17 protein-coding genes and 1 riboswitch are annotated in these 16,724 nt (G+C 41.9%); of the genes, 4 read left to right on the top strand and 13 right to left on the bottom strand.

Annotated features, from left to right (window positions below; translation table 11 throughout):
• Window positions 1–261: 261 nt before the first annotated feature.
• The 4 genes from FED51_RS09415 to FED51_RS09400 all read right to left on the bottom strand — a co-directional run bounded on the left by FED51_RS09415 (window position 262) and on the right by FED51_RS09400 (window position 3,728).
• A complete protein-coding gene (locus FED51_RS09415) occupies window positions 262–933 on the bottom strand; it encodes an ABC transporter ATP-binding protein (protein ID WP_053431312.1) in 672 nt (223 codons plus the stop codon).
• 5 nt (window positions 934–938) lie between these two features.
• Window positions 939–2,207: a hypothetical protein gene (locus tag FED51_RS09410; RefSeq protein WP_010897916.1), complete on the bottom strand. Its 1,269-nt coding sequence runs from the start codon at window positions 2,205–2,207 to the stop codon at window positions 939–941.
• Window positions 2,204–3,250, bottom strand: coding sequence for a hypothetical protein (locus tag FED51_RS09405; protein WP_053431313.1), 1,047 nt, complete (start codon window positions 3,248–3,250; stop codon window positions 2,204–2,206). Before FED51_RS09405 ends, FED51_RS09410 begins: the two co-directional genes overlap by 4 nt.
• Before the next feature lie 73 nt (window positions 3,251–3,323).
• On the bottom strand, window positions 3,324–3,728 hold the full coding sequence (locus FED51_RS09400; protein WP_010897914.1) for a hypothetical protein: 405 nt from the start codon (window positions 3,726–3,728) through the stop codon (window positions 3,324–3,326).
• A 504-nt stretch (window positions 3,729–4,232) separates the two neighbouring features.
• Between FED51_RS09400 and FED51_RS09395 the strand changes: the two genes are divergently transcribed.
• A complete protein-coding gene (locus FED51_RS09395; RefSeq protein WP_053431314.1) occupies window positions 4,233–5,777 on the top strand; it encodes an AbgT family transporter in 1,545 nt (514 codons plus the stop codon).
• A 45-nt stretch (window positions 5,778–5,822) separates the two neighbouring features.
• Here FED51_RS09395 and FED51_RS21110 read toward each other — a convergent pair whose 3' ends face one another.
• The 5 genes from FED51_RS21110 to FED51_RS09375 all read right to left on the bottom strand — a co-directional run bounded on the left by FED51_RS21110 (window position 5,823) and on the right by FED51_RS09375 (window position 9,622).
• Complete coding sequence (locus FED51_RS21110) at window positions 5,823–5,972, bottom strand: hypothetical protein (RefSeq protein WP_010897912.1); 150 nt, start codon at window positions 5,970–5,972, stop codon at window positions 5,823–5,825.
• Window positions 5,973–6,172: 200 nt separating this feature from the next.
• On the bottom strand, window positions 6,173–6,355 hold the full coding sequence (locus FED51_RS09390) for an alpha/beta-type small acid-soluble spore protein (RefSeq protein ID WP_010897911.1): 183 nt from the start codon (window positions 6,353–6,355) through the stop codon (window positions 6,173–6,175).
• Window positions 6,356–6,423: 68 nt separating this feature from the next.
• Window positions 6,424–7,089: a DNA-3-methyladenine glycosylase family protein gene (locus FED51_RS09385; protein ID WP_010897910.1), complete on the bottom strand. Its 666-nt coding sequence runs from the start codon at window positions 7,087–7,089 to the stop codon at window positions 6,424–6,426.
• Window positions 7,090–7,305: 216 nt separating this feature from the next.
• Window positions 7,306–8,307 carry a biotin synthase BioB gene (bioB, locus tag FED51_RS09380; RefSeq protein ID WP_053431315.1) on the bottom strand — a complete coding sequence of 334 codons (1,002 nt, stop codon included), beginning with the start codon at window positions 8,305–8,307 and terminating at the stop codon, window positions 7,306–7,308.
• Between the two features lie 466 nt (window positions 8,308–8,773).
• Complete coding sequence (locus FED51_RS09375) at window positions 8,774–9,622, bottom strand: Cof-type HAD-IIB family hydrolase (protein ID WP_010897907.1); 849 nt, start codon at window positions 9,620–9,622, stop codon at window positions 8,774–8,776.
• 142 nt (window positions 9,623–9,764) lie between these two features.
• On the opposite strand from FED51_RS09375, the gene FED51_RS09370 reads away from it, so the two are divergent.
• On the top strand, window positions 9,765–10,337 hold the full coding sequence (locus tag FED51_RS09370; RefSeq protein WP_138090459.1) for a hypothetical protein: 573 nt from the start codon (window positions 9,765–9,767) through the stop codon (window positions 10,335–10,337).
• 130 nt (window positions 10,338–10,467) lie between these two features.
• Here FED51_RS09370 and FED51_RS09365 read toward each other — a convergent pair whose 3' ends face one another.
• On the bottom strand, window positions 10,468–11,154 hold the full coding sequence (locus FED51_RS09365) for a YhcN/YlaJ family sporulation lipoprotein (RefSeq protein WP_053431317.1): 687 nt from the start codon (window positions 11,152–11,154) through the stop codon (window positions 10,468–10,470).
• A gap of 222 nt (window positions 11,155–11,376) precedes the next feature.
• Here FED51_RS09365 and FED51_RS09360 point away from each other — a divergent pair, with 222 nt between their 5' ends.
• Complete coding sequence (locus FED51_RS09360) at window positions 11,377–11,511, top strand: aspartyl-phosphate phosphatase Spo0E family protein (protein WP_010897904.1); 135 nt, start codon at window positions 11,377–11,379, stop codon at window positions 11,509–11,511.
• A gap of 185 nt (window positions 11,512–11,696) precedes the next feature.
• Window positions 11,697–11,879, top strand: a riboswitch (Lysine riboswitch).
• A 170-nt stretch (window positions 11,880–12,049) separates the two neighbouring features.
• Window positions 12,050–12,937 carry a 4-hydroxy-tetrahydrodipicolinate synthase gene (gene dapA / locus FED51_RS09355; protein ID WP_010897903.1) on the top strand — a complete coding sequence of 296 codons (888 nt, stop codon included), beginning with the start codon at window positions 12,050–12,052 and terminating at the stop codon, window positions 12,935–12,937.
• A gap of 47 nt (window positions 12,938–12,984) precedes the next feature.
• Here dapA and FED51_RS09350 read toward each other — a convergent pair whose 3' ends face one another.
• From FED51_RS09350 to FED51_RS09340, 3 genes are all read right to left on the bottom strand, one after another.
• Entirely contained in the window at window positions 12,985–13,905 is a 921-nt protein-coding gene (locus FED51_RS09350; RefSeq protein ID WP_138090457.1) for a DMT family transporter, read from the bottom strand.
• A 28-nt stretch (window positions 13,906–13,933) separates the two neighbouring features.
• Window positions 13,934–15,307: a hypothetical protein gene (locus tag FED51_RS09345; RefSeq protein WP_138090455.1), complete on the bottom strand. Its 1,374-nt coding sequence runs from the start codon at window positions 15,305–15,307 to the stop codon at window positions 13,934–13,936.
• A gap of 145 nt (window positions 15,308–15,452) precedes the next feature.
• The gene (locus FED51_RS09340) at window positions 15,453–16,673 is read right to left on the bottom strand and encodes a M24 family metallopeptidase (protein WP_175414315.1); all 1,221 of its coding nucleotides are present in this window, start codon (window positions 16,671–16,673) and stop codon (window positions 15,453–15,455) included.
• Between the last annotated feature and the right edge of the window lie 51 nt (window positions 16,674–16,724).

Below are 16,724 nucleotides of genomic sequence, written 5' to 3'. Positions count from 1 at the left end.
ACCGTAAGTTGAAACATGTAAGGAAAGTTCGGTGATTGCACGAATCAGGTGATAACGCAGGCATACGTATTACTATCTTTTGAACAACTAAAGCTTCACATTTTATAAAAGTGAAAAAAGCATGCAACTGCCTCTTTTGCATGCTTTAATATCATAATTTTCTTACACGAGCGGAAGCGATTATCCTCTCGTGATCATAGTGCGGGAAAAGTAGACGCATGAGTTTCCCACAAATGACTGTCTATCCCTCTTGTGATCAAATCAATGTGGCATCATGATTAACTTGCCGTCATGGATTTTATACTTTTTATGACATATTTCAGCTACGTGAGGATTGTGGGTAACGATAATCAGGGTCTTCCCTTCGTCGTTTAGTTGCTTACAAAGGGCTAAAATCTCAGTTTCACTTTCTTCATCTAAAGAGCCTGTAGGTTCGTCTGCTAAAATAAGCTCTGGCTGTTGAATTAATGCCCTAGCAATGGCGACACGCTGAGCCTCTCCTCCTGAAAGCATATCCACGGATCTGCTCTGTACATATTCTATCCCAAGGGTTGATAGCATGGTTGTCACTTTATCTGTCATTTCTTTCTTGGGTATGTTACTGTATTTTAACGGTAACGCTACATTATCAAACACATTTTTACTATCAATCAACGGATAGTTTTGGAGGATGAATCCTATTCTTTTCCTCCGAAATTCTGCTAAATCATTTAATGTCTTTTCATGAATTGTCTCCTGTTGATACAAATAAATCCCGTGATCCGGCTTATCTAACCCTGCAAGTATATTAAGCAAAGTTGATTTTCCGGACCCACTTCGTCCCATAATCGCAATCATCTCACCTTTGTTAACCTCTAAGTCGATCCCTTTTAATACTTCAATTTGTTGCTTTCCCATAAAATAGGTTTTTTTAACCTCTTTTAATTGTATCATGACTGTTACTCCTCTCGTTTAAGTAAACGACTGACTGGCAACCTACGAAAGTGTAAGTATAGCGGGATAATGGCCAATATCATTAGGGCAAGAGCACACAAAAAAATCACCATCAAAACCAATAAAGGCACATTGAACCCCATAATAACAAGAACGAGTAATATAGTAGGCAAACCAACAAGCACTGCGATTTCAGCGACACTATACAAAAATAATTGACGCATGCTCCCACCAGAGATCAGATGAATCATCATATTTTTATAGTTATCTTGAATTTTCTTTCTCAACATCATTGAAATGCCGAATATACATACAATAAAAAGCACAGTTGCGATAAATAAAAGCCAGTATATCGATTCTGCTATTGCTTCAAACAGCTGACCAAGCGGAGTGGTGGGGGAGCCCATCATTATGGCATGCGGGAATCGACTAGCAGCCTTTGCCTCTTCTAATGCCGCTTCAACCGCATCCCTTTCCGATTCACTGTAAATCGCTCCCCAAATCAGGTTAAAATAGTGTCGTTCTTGGAAACCCTCTTCCTCTTCACTATTAGGTTCTGCAAACTGCTGTGCTGGTATGACAATATTGCGATCTAAAAAGACCTCGGGTTCACTAGGACTACTGACAAACTGGTTTTCCTTTAAAAACCCTTTAACCTCCAGCTCAAACTCTTGAAATAGATAGTCCGCTTTTATATGATCCCCCACCTCAAAGTATTCTGAGTAGGCGGCCCCTAAAAGTACCGGAATTTGGCCGGGGGCATTTGAATGATCAAAATCCTCCGAAGTTAAGGTCTCTCCCTCCATCACCTGGATCGGAAATAAATTCAGCGCTTGCTCGTTTAGTGTGACTGTCTTTACCGTGTATTCATCGTTATAGATTGGCCTTGGATTCCCTTCTTCGTACCCTTCTAAAAACGATTCATCGATCTCGATTTGATCGGTAGGTATAAATAGGGGTTGTTGGCTTACATGAATGAAGGTTTCATTTAAGTTCTCTTCTAGATATGTATAATAGTGTTTCAGTCGATCCAATGCTTCGGGCTCGTCCAAATAGGCTTTAAATTCACTATCCTCATATAATGAATCACTAATTCTGTAAACATGTAAACCTTTAAAAGAGCTTACACTACTTTCCTTTTCCTGAAGGTGAACATAACTAATGATGATGAGAATGACAGAAAGTAGAAAAACAAGAATCCCGAGCATAAGAAAGAACGTCATCATTTTTTTACGCCTAAGACTTTCTGAAACTTCACTTAAGATCATATTCATTGCTTCACTCCCTCTCTTCTATAAATAGTCTTTTTCACTCTCCAACTGCCTAAGCTAATCGAAGCACTGATCGCTAGGAGCATAAGGAGATACCCAATCAACATATTGTTTGTGTGGAAGATGATTGTTTGTAGATTATGATTGAATATCAGCATCCAGCTCAATGTAAGAATCCCTATTAAACCATACGAAATTGATAGCAAACCAAATAACGTAAGAGCATACCGACTGTACGGCTTTCTTAACTGAATTCCTAAATGCCAGAGAATTATACATTCTGTTCTTTGTTTCTCGAGCCAATAAAAACTAAATAACAGTGTTAAACTGAAAATAAGCACGTGCGAAAGAACCGAAATAATAATCTGGAATAGGCTAAACTCTAAAAAACGAAAAACTCCGACATCTTCTCGCGCGATTGTGTTCACCCTAAATACTGTATGATGATTAAAGTGTAACTCGTCCCCTACAATTAGCTTGTCATGACTGTTAATTACATATATTTCAGAGGCCACTGGTTCCCCGTCTTCATTGTAATAAGCAGCCGGTTTCCCCTGTTCCATAGCATCAAGATTGACTAGAATTAAATGATCAATGGCAGATGCGTAGGAGGCACCCATAATCCCAAGTAGCCTATAACCTTGTTGCTGCCAATTGTCAATAGTCTGCTGGTCGATCGCTTGACCAACAACTATATATTTTTGACCCCGATAAAAATCGTTCTCTTTAAAAAAACGACCAGATATCATTGGCGGAATATACGTTTCACGCTGATAATAAAACCCACGAATTGGTTCATCTGGATTCGTGAAAACAGTAAATGGTCTATCAGTATCTATCTCTTTCCAATCGATCGCTTGACCAAGGTCTTCAAACGTAAAGGCAACTGCTCTTGGGTCATATAATCCTCGGGTGACCATGTTTAACTCATCTTGTTTTATTTGAAAGGCACTCAGCGCCATCATTAACAGACTGAACAATCCAAACAACGCACCGATCGTAAGAGTTCCATTTTTTCTTAATTTGGTCATGGCCGCCTGATTCATATCGTCAACTCCCTTTTGACAAATGGGAATGAAGCTGCCAATGACAGCTTCATTGTAGTTTTAGAGTATTCATTTATTTTGATCCATAGAATGTACGAGCTTGATAGTTTTTTGATATCCATGGTGAACGAGCCTCAGTGGAATCAGTACCCCAAACTCGATAACTATCAGCATGTACATATCCTGATACCCGGCCTACCATTTGTGCTCTTGTATAATGCTGTTTGCTCCATTGGGTCACTCCTACAGCTCGGTACTGCTTTCCTCCACTTCTTTCTCTTACCTGCTTCCATCCTTGATGAGAAGTAGGTGAGCTACTCTTTCTTATTTCATAGTTGTCTTTGCTTGTCCAATAGCCTTCTCCTTCAACCCAGCCCCCTACTGCATCATCTTCAGCTAGTGCCACACCAGACATTGCGCCAAAAATCCCTAAAAAAGTTACCCCAGCAATCAATTTTTTTCTTAAATTCAACTTCATTCTTTATTAGTCCTCCTTAAAATAATTTGAACCAACTAAATACTTAATTAAACGATGAAACTAATTTTTTTCTTATAATAATCACCTCCTTAAAATGATTAGGAGTTGGGTACAAGCACCGCAATATAGGTAAAAAGACTAACAGATGCTATAATAGAACAATAGATCATTAATTTCATATCATGTTATATTATACCAATTAAAAAAAGATATAACAACCTATTAAAATCTAAATTAGAAATAAATTACTACATATTAGAATTTAGTTGTTGGTTTGGAATTAAATTCAATTCTCTTTTTTATGAGCTAACTTCAATGTTTAGAGATTAGTTTTATTACAGACATTATTATTCTAATAAAACTTTTAGGACTAAAGTTTGATTTTCCAAGGGAATGGTTTTCCTAAGGACAGATCTGTTATAGAATGGAATGCGCTTGCACAGCTAGAATTGTCAGAAATCTTTTGCTTGTCTAACAGAATTAACACGAGAAAGGAGATTCACTATGGAAGGGCCAAAGAAAAAAGGCGGGATTTTCACAAAGTTCCTGAACTTTATTGAAGTAACAGGAAACCGTCTGCCTCACCCAATTACATTATTTGCTATCTTAGCGTTATTAGTTATTGTAGCTTCAGGTATTTTATCTGCGTTTAACATTTCGGTTGACGATCCCGCCAATCCTGGGGAAACAGTCGAAGTCATGAACTTATTATCAAGTGAAGGGATCGCTTACATTTTCACCAGTATGGTAAGCAATTTTATTAATTTTCCTCCACTTGGTGTTGTTCTAGCAACGATGCTCGGTATTGGGATTGCCGAACGAAGCGGTCTCATTAGTGCTAGCTTGCGCGGACTTGTCACAGCAGTACCGAAAAGTCTAATTACAGTCACTCTTGTGTTTGCCGGAATTATGTCAAGCGTGGCCTCTGATGCTGGTTATGTGGTCCTTCCACCGCTCGGAGCGATGCTGTTTATTGCTCTCGGACGCCACCCGCTCGCAGGTTTGGCCGCCGCCTTTGCTGGGGTATCGGCAGGGTTTAGTGCGAACATCTTCTTGTCGGCAACCGATCCAATGCTTGGCGCCCTGACACAACAAGCAGCGGCTACGATTGATCCTGCTTATGCGGAAACCATCAACTATGCGATGAACTGGTACTTTATCATTGCTTCTGTCTTCGTCCTTACACTTGCTGGTTGGTTTGTAACCGATAAAATTGTAGAGCCTCGGCTCGGAGCCTTTAAAGGATCGCTCGAAAAACAGAGCATTGATTATTTAAAGCCAGAAGAGAAAAAAGGACTTTTGTGGGCGAGCATATCGTTCATCATCACGCTCGCGCTTATGCTTCTTCTTGTTATTCCTGAATGGGGACCGCTGCGCGGGGAAGGAGACAGTCCGATTATTCAATCGCCGTTTATGAGTTCGCTCGTCCCGGTCATCTTGATCCTGTTTCTTGTCCCTGGTCTTGTTTATGGGGCAATCACGAAATCGATTCGCAATGACAAGGACGTTGCCAGTCAAATGTCTGACACGATGGCATCGATGGGAATGTTCGTCGTCCTCGCCTTTACTGCAGGGCAGTTTGTTGCGTATTTTAACGAAACAAATATGGGCCTCATTCTCGGTGTATACGGTGCTACCTTTTTAGATAACATCCAATTGACAGGGATTCCGCTCATTTTGGCGTTTATTTTGATTGCAGGGTTTATTAACCTGTTTATCGGAAGTGCTTCAGCCAAATGGGCCGTCATGGCACCTGTTTTTGTTCCAATTATGATGCAGCTCGGCTATTCGCCAGAATTAACACAAATGGCGTATCGGATTGCCGACTCTACAACGAATATTATTACACCACTCATGACCTATTTTGCGATCATTATCGCCTTTGCGCAAAAGTATGATAAAAAAATGGGCATCGGTACGTTAATTTCGGTGATGCTTCCTTATTCAATTGTGTTTACGATCGTTTGGACGATTATGTTAATGGTCTGGATGTTCTTCGGCATTGATCTTGGACCTGACTCACCAATCCATTATCCACCACGCCCTTAAATCATTGAAAGGTGCCTTATCGCTAATGCGAGCAGGCACCTTTTTTTATGTCGGATTGTGATCACTTTCTTCATAGGCGATGAGCACAACATCTTTATTCGTTTCTTTACGAAGCTGTTCCTCTAATTGCCGGATTTGGTTCAACTGTGGCTCTGTGAGCGCCATCGTTGCATAATGATCACTAACTCGTTCCATTATATCCCTCCTCGTTATAAGAATTACTTACCAAATGATAAACGACGTACCGCTTTTCCTTCCTCCTACCTTTAACTTGTTTAATCTTCCTGCATCATGCGTCACTAAAAAAGATGACTGAAACACTGGATGACATGTTTCCCTTTATAGGTAAACTTAAAAAAGCACATGCAGCGTCGCATGCGCTTCCTTTCATATCATTAAAATTCTCTTTCGGATTGCTGAACGAGACGTTTTGTGATTTCTCCACCGACAGAGCCGTTTGCTCGTGACGTTGTATCAGATCCTAAACGAACACCAAATTCTTGCGCGATTTCATATTTCATTTCGTTAAGCGCTTGTTCTACCCCAGGAACGAGGAGTTTGTTTCTGCTTCTAGCCATTGTTTTCACCTCTCTTTTTCATTTACCTATAGTATAAGGAGGGGAACAAAAGCTATTCTCGATTCAGGCTAGCATTGATTCCCATGGTGTAAAAGCTCTTCCAGTGAGCGGTATTCTTCAGCAAATGTCCCAGCCGCTTTCCATAAATATAGACAAGCGACGGTTTCATAAGGAGCCCACGCTTTCCCATGATAAATGAGCAACTTTTTTCCGTCACCTTCACCGTTGCCGTACAACCATTTTGCCCCTCGTTGTAAGCCCACATCACCTACAGATAGCACATCCAGTCGACCGAGGGAAAACATCATGAACATTTCGGCTGTCCATTGGCCAATTCCTTTAATAGCCGTCAGCTTTTCGATGACTGTGGTAGCCTCAGCTCCCTCCAACTCCGTAAAATCAAGTCGCCCAGATTCAACATGTTCACAAACGTGACGGATGTATTCGATCTTTCTTTTTGACACGCCAGCCTGACGTAACGCTTCATCTGATACTCGATACAGCTGTTCAGGCTTTTCCAACGCCCCACCGACTAATTGCTCTACCCTACCGTATATCGCCGACGCTGCTTTGATTGACAGTTGCTGCTCCACAATTGAAGATACAAGCGATTGAAAAGGATTTGGCTTTGTCGGCAACTGCACTTCACCGGCTATTTCGATAAACTGGAAAAGTCTAGAGTCTTGGGCAACAATTGTTTTGACTTCCGGGCTGTCTGTTGAAAAATATCGCATAACCCTCTCCCCTCGTAAACCTTTTCTCTATTGTAGCTCTCTTTACAGACGATTTGCACGAAAAAAACAAGCAATCGTCGGCGATTAGAGCATTTACGAAGAAGGAATTGCTCGACAAGGCAAATGTCTCAACGACCGCGTGTATCATGTCTGTCTTCTTCTCATGATTCAAAATGAAAAGAGAGCAGCACCTAAGCCGCTCCCTTTCCATTTTGTTTACTGGCCTTGCAGGCTTGCTTTCATTTCTTCCACAGATTCCACTTCGAATCCTAAATCTTTCAGGATTTGATGGTCAGCCGTTTCCTCCTGACCTGCTGTCGTCAAATAATCACCGATGAAAATGGAGTTAGCTGCATAAAGGCCAAGTGGTTGAAGGCTCTTTAAATTGACTTCCCTTCCCCCTGAGATCCGTATCTCCTTCGTTGGACATACATAGCGGAATAAGGCTAATACTTTCAAGCAATAAATAGGAGTCAGTTCATGGACGCCTTGAAGCGGTGTCCCGTCTATCGCATGTAAGAAATTCACCGGAATGGAATCGGCATCGAGTTCCCGCAATTGAAAGGCCATGTCCACAACATCTTCCTTTGTTTCTTTCATACCAACGATCACACCTGAGCACGGTGAAATCCCGCTATGCTTTACAACTTCGACCGTGTTTACCCGATCCTCATACGTGTGTGAGGTCGTGATCTGATCATGGTGGCGAGCCGATGTATTAACATTGTGATTATATCGGTCAACCCCTGCCGCTTTTAACTGCTCAGCCTGCTCCGGTTTTAAAATACCGAGACAAGCACATATCTTTAATCCATACGTATCTTTAATTTCGCGAACCGCTTCCGTAACATGATCAATGTCTCGATTCGTAGGTCCACGCCCACTGGCCACAATACAGTACGTCCCCACATTTAATTCATGAGCCCGTTTTGCGCCTTCCAAAATGGTTTCTTTATTCACCATCGGGTACGCGTCAATCGGTGCCTTCGATATGGACGACTGGGAACAATAACCGCAATTCTCTGGACAAAATCCTGATTTTGCGTTCATAATCATATTTAATTTTACTTTCTTTCCGTAGTATGTTTGCCGGATCGTGAACGCCCCTTGCAACAAAAGCAAAAGTTCGTCGTCAGGACTGTTAAGAATGGCTAACGCTTCATTTTCTGATATACGTTTCCCCTCAATCACTTCTTGGGCAAGCTGAATCCAATTCATTGCTCACTCCTCCAATCAATATCAATTGTAAACTGATCATAAAATTAAGTTAACAATTTAATCCTAGACTTCCTTTTCTTCTGTGTCAAGGGTTTCTCATGCTCCTACTGTCATATTACAGAACAAAAAAAAGAGCTTAACCCAATGGCTAAACTCTGTCATTTAATCATTACGTACGACCATAATAGTCGTTAATCATATCAAGGATCGTCGGCTCTTCTTCCGTTGTTGTTTCCGGCTTTTTCTCCTGTTGATCAGCAGAGATTCTCAACATTCTACTCTCACTCCCCATTCTTTTTAAATTTTCAGTAAGTTTCTTTTTCTTAGTTACAGTATACGCATCTGTTCTATAATAGTCAACAGTTATTTTCTATTTGTTATAATACATTGAACTTTGTTGCTACTTCGTTTTATATAGCAAAAAACCTACCTGCTTTTTCTAGGTAGGTTTGGTCGTTATTCTCACTTATTTCAACCATTTGTTGATCGCTTTAGCTACACCATTATCTTCATTTGAAGCTGTGACAAAGTCAGCTAATTGTTTAACTTCTGCTTCTCCATTTTCCATCGCGACAGCCGTACCAGCATACTTCAACATAGAAACATCATTTAAGTTATCACCAATTGCCATCACGTCGTCTGAGTTAATGCCGAGGCGCTCAGCTAACCGACGGAGAGCAATTCCCTTTTGTGCTTGCCAATGTGTGATCTCTAAGTTATCAGAGGCAGACGCACTTACGGAGAAGACATCCTTTTTTTCAAGGTCGTCCTTTGCAGCTTGTCGCTTTGTTTCATCCCTTGAAAACGCTAAAAATTTATAGACAGCTGTTGAGTCGATTAATTTCGTATAATCCTCTGTCAACTGAACAGCACCAGACTCAAATCGATGCTTTGCAATTTCACGCATCTTCTCATATGAATCATCCGATCCTGCCGATTGCAAAACGTCAATCACAATCTCTAATCCTTTTTCATAATCATCAGTAAAAGCCCCTCTGTTTGTGTACACTTCAAAGTAAACATCCGCAGCTGTTAATATATCTAAAATCGTCAGCGCTTCATTTTTAGCCAAAGATACGGCGTGGATCAATTCGCCATTAGCACTTCGTTCCTCAGCTCCGTTTACACAGAGAATAGGACAGGTTAATCCAGCTTCTTTTAACGGCATGCTTGCCTCTTTAAAATCCCGACCTGTTGCAACAACCACATGGATGCCGTCTTGTTGTGCTGCCTTGATCGCTTCTGCATTTTCTTTTGATATTTTTCGCTCGTCATTCAGTAATGTACCATCCATATCTGTGGCAATTAATTTCATCTATTTGTCCACTCCTTTAAGGTCATCTGTTTCATTTTAGTACAGTCAGTTGAATTGAGCAATCAATAGCCGTTACGCATACAAAGCAAGAAACATCCTATACTAACGTTAAGAATTTAAAGACAAAGGGGTCTATATTCATATGAAACGACGATTCACTCTGTTCATTCTCCTAATGACGACGATCGGCTTCATTTTTAGCGGTTGCCAACAAACGACAGAAGAGCAAGTAGCAAACGATATGATCGCACAGGAGCATGATCGAGCTAAAATGGTCACACCACCGTCGAATACGAAGGTACAGCAACAACAGCAAAATACTCATGAGGACTATGTAACTGAGTATGCTGACCATTTCGGATACTATTTAGTGGAAGCAGCTCATGAATTAGAAGCTCTTGCCCCTTTTTACCGGGGGGGACAGACGGTACGAATGAATGAACCAGAGGCAAGGGAGAGGTTAAGAGAACTTCATGCTTGGACAAAATCCATGCTTGTCAAAGACACTCCTTCTGAGTTCCAAGGTGTGCGAAATGTTTTGGAAAGCTTAGAAATTGAATTAAATACGGTAACCAACTTACACGATGAACTTGTGTCAAACCCAACCAGTGGAAACCGCGCCAGAACGAAGGTGCATTTTGAAAACGCTGTGTCCAACCTTAAACAGGTGGAACGGGCGTACTTGACTGTACTGGATAACGAAGGATTATATTAGAAAAAGAGGTAGTTTGCACGCTCTTTATGCAGGCTACCTCTCCCCAGTATATTAACGTTTCTAAAAAACTCAGTGTAGTTGCCCTTATAAAAAAGCACGTCTTTATATAAGAAAGAACGTGCTTTCCTTTTTATGATTGATCTTGATTAAATCGCTCGACCATCTCACCCCAGAACCCTTCAACGGCTTCTATTGGCTGACCAAGATGGTACCCTTCTTCAAATGTTCTCATCCTTTGAAGGTGAGCCCTTTTCGTTGTGATCGTCACACGATTCAGATCGACAAGGTCGTCAATCGTCTCACGGATCGTTCGATGCAGCTTTTTTCGATTCGATTCTGCCGCATCTACCCCGATGATAAGCGAATGCCCATTGGACAGAATGTAGACATTATGAACCGATTCTAAGTTAAGCAGTCGCTGCTTAATTGCTTGTTCTCGTGTTTGGACTTCCTGAACACCTACCTGGGGCTGCCTTTGCTTCATGTGTGGATGATCACTAATTTGTGGCATATCTTCCACAGTACCCATTCGATCTTTCAATATCCGTTGACTTTGGTGGCGAAAGCCTAGCCCTCGTTTCGCCCCTGCTTGCTCTCGTTGCTCACCAAACGTCTTTGAGTCTCTTCGCGCAAGCCCATTTCTTGTACGCTCTGGAATCATCATATCGGTAAGTGGTCCTTCTAGACCTTGCCAAGTATGGGCTGTCCCGCGCGCCTCATGTCCTTGGTCACGAGCAAGCCCGAAAGTTGTTGGTTCCTGTGCGCAGCCTGCAACTAACGTCACAAATGAAATCACAACGACGGATAATCGTTTCATTATCTCCCCTCCTTTTGATTATAGTTTTCCTATACCTCTGGCGTTTCAATGCTGAAAGATTTAGGAAACGCTAATCCTGTCGAAATTCTACTACTTTTGAGTAATATTGACTTTTTTTAGTGAACCTCTTTTCAATCGTCAGAAATTGACTATAATAGTCATCGTGTGATTAAAATCATCTGAATGTTGTTTAAGAAATACGAATAATGGAGCTGAACATTGATGGTTGTGAAACAAATTGAAAAAAAACGAGAGCAAATGCTTAATTTAGCTGCAAAATATGGGTTAACTGCTGAAATTACCGTCAGATGTAGTCAAGAATTAGACAGGCTTCTCAACATCGTCCAAAAACATTAAGCAAACCACAGAACGATTGCATTCCCTTCATTTGAAAAACAATTTAATCTTCCCTCACGAATAAAGAAGTGTTTCCTCACTATTTACATAAACTTAAGCGAAAATATTGATTTCACATTGCATTCTTAATCATCTTTTGTTAAGGTGGAGACACAATCACATATATCTCAACTTCTTATTATTGAAGTGAGGATAGAGGTGCAAAAACCAAGAGTACACAATTGGAGGAGAATGAGATCCGTTGAGAATTGTGGAAAGGGGAATTTGCCGAAGCTGGAAGAATCTCATGTTCTGAAGGCTGGTTCTGTATTAAATAAATACAGAACTGTCATATAGCGGATGTTGCTATATGGAGGGCTATCTCACGCATCGGAATGGTTGTTAATCAACACATACCATGCAACAATGAGCCCTCTCATTGTTGCTTTTTTGATGTCGTATACTTTTTCTTTGCGATGAGGTCGTATAGCTCTATTCACCAATGAGACAACCGATCACGTACTTCAATTTCAACCATGAATAGAGGAGGATGCACGGAATGAATATCGGACGGATTGTTACAGCGATGGTCACACCGTTCAACGAACAGGACCAAGTGAACCTAGAAGCGACCTGTCAACTTGTAAATGAATTAATTGCCAATGGGAGCGATGCCCTTGTCGTTGGTGGAACCACTGGCGAATCGCCCACGTTAACGACAGATGAAAAAATGGCCCTTTTCCACACCGTAGTGGAAGCCGCAGGTGGCCGAGTTCCCGTCATCGCAGGAACAGGCTCCAACAATACGAGGGCTTCGATTGAGCTGAGTAAAAAAGTAGAAGATTTAGGTGTGGACGGTATCATGCTCGTGACCCCTTACTACAACAAGCCATCTCAGGAAGGCTTATTTCAACACTTTAAAGCCATTTCCGAATCCACTTCCTTACCAATCATGCTTTACAACATTCCCGGAAGAAGCGGTGTCAACTTGGATGCGGAAACGACGCTACGCCTTGCTGAACTAAGAAATATTGTTTCGATTAAAGAAGCAAGCGGCAATCTTGATCAGATTGCTGAAATTATTGAACATTCTCCTGCAGACTTTAGCGTCTACAGTGGGGATGATTCATTGACATTACCGCTCTTATCGATCGGCGGGACAGGAGTCGTCTCTGTTGCTTCGCACATCATCGGAAATGAAATGCAAGAAATGGTGCAATTATTTTTGTCAGGGCAAGTAGAGCGGGCAGCAGCGATCCATCGGAAACTACTACCGCTCATGAAAACTTTATTTATGACACCCAACCCAACGGCAGTGAAAGCTGCTCTTGAACTAAAAGGGCTTCCTGTTGGGCATGTACGCCTTCCCCTCGTTCCGCTAACGGCTGAAGAACAGCGGCAATTAGAGCTAGCGATCAACCCACAGTTCAATATGTTTGTTAGCTAAATTTACTTATGAAAAAGCACAGAAGAATCATCCTGTGCTTTTTTCCATTATCCTACTTGATCGAAGCGACGTTTACGCTTCTGCATCCAAGCGTCTACATGTCCAGTACCAAGGATGACCCCTGCAACGATAAAAAGCAAGCCTGCAATTTGAGCAAGGGCAATCACTTCGCCTAAAAAAAGCGCAGAAAACAAAAGGCCAAAAAACGGGACCAAATTGTTAAAAATCGCCGTTTCACCTGTACCTAGCTGATGAATCGCTTGATTATAAATAATGTGCCCAAGACCCGTCGCAAACACGGCGGAAATGGCAAAAACCCACCAAATCCACAGTGCTTTATCTCCCATCGAGGCAAGACCATTTGGCTCAATGATAAGACTTGTCACAAATAATAGCAATGAGCCGATCAGAAGCATCATTCCTGTCACTTGCTTCGCATCCAGCGTATCTGTTGCTTTTTTTATGTAAACAAAGCTGAGGGCTTGAATCATCATCGCTAAGAAAATCACGCCATCCCCCGTTCGAATTCCTGCCAGTCCCCCTTCTCCAAAAAGAACAATTGTACAAACACCGATAAGTCCAAGGAAAATTCCGAAACCCCTCCAGCGTGTCAACATGTCACCTAATAAAAGGATAGCCAAAAGCGAAGTCGTAAGTGGCAGCAGTGCCAAAATTAAAACAGCATTGGATGCAGACGTCATCGTTAACCCGATCGATAAAAAGAAATGATGTCCTAAAACACCGAAGATAGCTGCCAATATGACATATTTCCACTCCGTCGCCGTCAGCTGCCGGAATGTTTTTAAAAGAAGTAAGACGAGCAGAACAACAAAGCCGGCAACAAAAATGCGGAGCGCGGTCATCGTAACGGGTGGGAACGATGTGACGAGTAGTTTTAACATCACCACATTTAATCCCCATAACACCATAACGAAAAAAACAAGAAAATAAGTAAGCCAGCGATTCATACGCTCCCCTCTCCTTTCATACAAAAACTTACAGCCAGTTCATAGCATGTAAGCCATAGAGTACACTCGTTAGGACTACCCATTGAGTGAAAATAAATCCAATATTTCGGCGAATAAGAATGTGCGCAGGTCTTTTTACCAAATGAGCCGATAAGAGAACTTGCCCTGAAAAAGGCGAGAGCTGGGTAGATAGCGTCCAACTAACGATTAAAACAAGCGCCAAATACGCCGAACTAATTCCGAAGGCTTCCGGCGAAATGGACGAGCCGATCCCTGTTAGGACTATTACCGGATGGATCCCTACTTGTGCAAGAATAACAGCGAATAAGATAATAAGTCCGCTCACGATGAAAACAGACCCGTTTGCCAACCGGTATAGCCATTCGGATGCAAACGTACCGAAGGCAGTTTCTGAAAGGGCGACGGCAAAGAAGCCGGCGCTAACAAAGATTGCCCACTCTTGCTTTAACCTTGTAAAAGCCGTAAATAGTTGTTCTATTACAGATTGAAAAAACGTATGTACTTGTTTCATCACCACTGCCCATAAAAATGGGAACAGCACAGCTAAAATCGTGACAATCGTGACCATGTTCACATTAAAGAGCATATCTAACGTAAAGCAGCTAGCGATCAGCAAGACGGAAAACGCGACAAACGGCTTAATCGTTGTCTCACCCTCTTCTTTCCTCCTATCGACTGGATGATATTTAATGACAGGGTCAGTATCAAATTGAATAGCTGGGTAAAAGAGCCAAAATAAAAAGATATAAATCAAAGCCATTAATAAGCCAAATCCGCCAATCTGATACCATGAAAGGTCAAAAATCGTTAATATTAACCCGATGTTTACCATAAATGGTGACCAGAGTAGACATGAGCCAAATCCACGTAAAATCACGAGCATTAACCGCTGTTCACGGAACGAAGAGAAACTACCTTCAATGATCCGTTTTACGATTGCAAGCGAGCCAAAATTAAGAAGCAAGCCTACGATTGATGTCAACCAAAACGCCGTATGATCGGGCCGAAGCCTCCTCTTTTGCTCTTGTTTTTGCACCCAATGCTTCATCGAGTCGATGTAGCCAACAGAAGACAGAAAAGTGCTAATAAATGGGATAAATAAAAACATAGAGATAATGTTTAGATTTTGCCCGAAGCTGAAAACAAGCGTACTTCCGCTCGCCCCCTCTATCCAAAAACAAAAACCGCCTATCCCTATAAGAGCAACGACAACAATCTTGCTCACAAGTGAGAGAAGCGGAAATGCGTAAAAAAACAAAATGGCAGCTAACATTCCATATGTCATCTGAAGCCAAACGGAGGGGAAAAATAGGTGAACGAGGTAGAACACACAGGTCAAGTAACAAAGAGTACTTAATGCCCTTTCTTTTATTTGAGTCATTCCATCATTCCTCTTCCCATACACGGATGTCTTTTCCCTATATTTTAACACGATAACGCAAGAGAGGCACCTTTCGAAAACCTAAAAAAACGAGAACCGAACGATTTTCCTATACACTATAGGAAAACCGCAGCGATTGCTACGGCTAGTCAACATCTCGTTTGATTGCGCAATTACCATCGACCCACAACGGAGGAGAAGGGGGCTTTTCAAAAATCTCTCGAGAAACATTCGTCAACAACTCCACCCCATCATCGGTTATTCGGATGCTCTCTGTAATTTCAACTCCGTAGTCCTCATACCAAATACCTGGCATTAAATGAAACGTCATATTCGGTTTTAGTAACGTTCGGTCCCCTTGGCGCAAACTTACGGTATGCTCGCCCCAATCGGGTGGAAAGCTTAGGCCGATCGAATAACCAAGACGAGAGTTTTTTTCAAACCCATGCTTGCTGATGGATTGACTCCATGTAGCAGCAACCTCTTCCGCAGCCACTCCAGGTCTAATCATTTGTAACGTTTCGTGTATGCCTTCAATAACCACTTTTGCTAGCTCCTTTACATGCTCAGGTGCGACCCCGAGAGAGACGGTCCGAGCGATCGGAACATGGTATCGTTTATAGCACCCTGCGATTTCGACAGTTAAATAATCCCCTTCTTGGTACGTCCGATCTGTCCAAGTTAGATGGGGACATGACGTATTTTCACCCGTCGGCAGCATCGGAACAATCGATGGATAATCCCCGCCAAACTCAGCTGTTCCTTTAATTTGCGCGTGACTGATGGCCGCAGCCACATCACACTCACGCACGCCTACATTTACCGTATCGTAAGCTGCCTTCATAGCGTTTTCTGCAATTTTTGCCGCCTTTCGCATCACCTGGATTTCTTGATCGGATTTTATGAGTCGGACCCAATTGATAAGCGTTGTTGCATTTTTAAACGCCCCGTTTGTCAACCCTTGCTGAAGCCGTTGATAGCAGAGCCCAGTAAAATAATGGGCATCCATTTCAACACCGATCGTTCGGTTTCCTTGACCAATTTCCTTTAATATATTTGTGACGAAATCCATCGGATGCCGTGTTTCCGATTGAACATAATGGTCTGGATACGGAATGACTTGTTGCTCATCTAGCCACGTCGTCTTGACTACACTAGAAGCATCCATCTCCCGTCCGATCCAAAGGGGCTGAGGATCGTCAAGCGTCACGACAAGAAGCTGATGGACATAAAAACTCCAAGCGGAATAGCCGCTTAAATAATACATATTTGATGGATTTGAAACGAGAAGGACATCAATCCCTTCATCCATCATCCGTTTTTTCGTTTCATTCAAGCGATAGCGGTATTCCATTAACGAAAACACGGACTCCACCCCTCTTTCTTTCCTAATCTTTACTTAAGAAGCGTGACTTGT

Source organism: Halalkalibacterium halodurans (assembly GCF_005671335.1).
Classification (GTDB): domain Bacteria; phylum Bacillota; class Bacilli; order Bacillales; family Bacillaceae_D; genus Halalkalibacterium; species Halalkalibacterium halodurans.
The sequence above is the reverse complement of the archived record's forward strand: the minus strand, read 5'-3'. Positions and strand labels throughout refer to the sequence as shown.

Excerpts from the sequence above, each read along its gene's own strand:
- FED51_RS09415 (WP_053431312.1), bottom strand. The coding sequence starts at position 933 with ATGATACAATTAAAAGAGGTTAAAAAAACCTATTTTATGGGAAAGCAA.
- FED51_RS09410 (WP_010897916.1), bottom strand. The coding sequence starts at position 2,207 with ATGAATATGATCTTAAGTGAAGTTTCAGAAAGTCTTAGGCGTAAAAAA.
- FED51_RS09405 (WP_053431313.1), bottom strand. The coding sequence starts at position 3,250 with ATGAATCAGGCGGCCATGACCAAATTAAGAAAAAATGGAACTCTTACG.
- FED51_RS09400 (WP_010897914.1), bottom strand. The coding sequence starts at position 3,728 with ATGAAGTTGAATTTAAGAAAAAAATTGATTGCTGGGGTAACTTTTTTA.
- FED51_RS09395 (WP_053431314.1), top strand. The coding sequence starts at position 4,233 with ATGGAAGGGCCAAAGAAAAAAGGCGGGATTTTCACAAAGTTCCTGAAC.
- FED51_RS21110 (WP_010897912.1), bottom strand. The coding sequence starts at position 5,972 with ATGGAACGAGTTAGTGATCATTATGCAACGATGGCGCTCACAGAGCCA.
- FED51_RS09390 (WP_010897911.1), bottom strand. The coding sequence starts at position 6,355 with ATGGCTAGAAGCAGAAACAAACTCCTCGTTCCTGGGGTAGAACAAGCG.
- FED51_RS09385 (WP_010897910.1), bottom strand. The coding sequence starts at position 7,089 with ATGCGATATTTTTCAACAGACAGCCCGGAAGTCAAAACAATTGTTGCC.
- bioB (WP_053431315.1), bottom strand. The coding sequence starts at position 8,307 with ATGAATTGGATTCAGCTTGCCCAAGAAGTGATTGAGGGGAAACGTATA.
- FED51_RS09375 (WP_010897907.1), bottom strand. The coding sequence starts at position 9,622 with ATGAAATTAATTGCCACAGATATGGATGGTACATTACTGAATGACGAG.
- FED51_RS09370 (WP_138090459.1), top strand. The coding sequence starts at position 9,765 with ATGAAACGACGATTCACTCTGTTCATTCTCCTAATGACGACGATCGGC.
- FED51_RS09365 (WP_053431317.1), bottom strand. The coding sequence starts at position 11,154 with ATGAAACGATTATCCGTCGTTGTGATTTCATTTGTGACGTTAGTTGCA.
- FED51_RS09360 (WP_010897904.1), top strand. The coding sequence starts at position 11,377 with ATGGTTGTGAAACAAATTGAAAAAAAACGAGAGCAAATGCTTAATTTA.
- dapA (WP_010897903.1), top strand. The coding sequence starts at position 12,050 with ATGAATATCGGACGGATTGTTACAGCGATGGTCACACCGTTCAACGAA.
- FED51_RS09350 (WP_138090457.1), bottom strand. The coding sequence starts at position 13,905 with ATGAATCGCTGGCTTACTTATTTTCTTGTTTTTTTCGTTATGGTGTTA.
- FED51_RS09345 (WP_138090455.1), bottom strand. The coding sequence starts at position 15,307 with ATGACTCAAATAAAAGAAAGGGCATTAAGTACTCTTTGTTACTTGACC.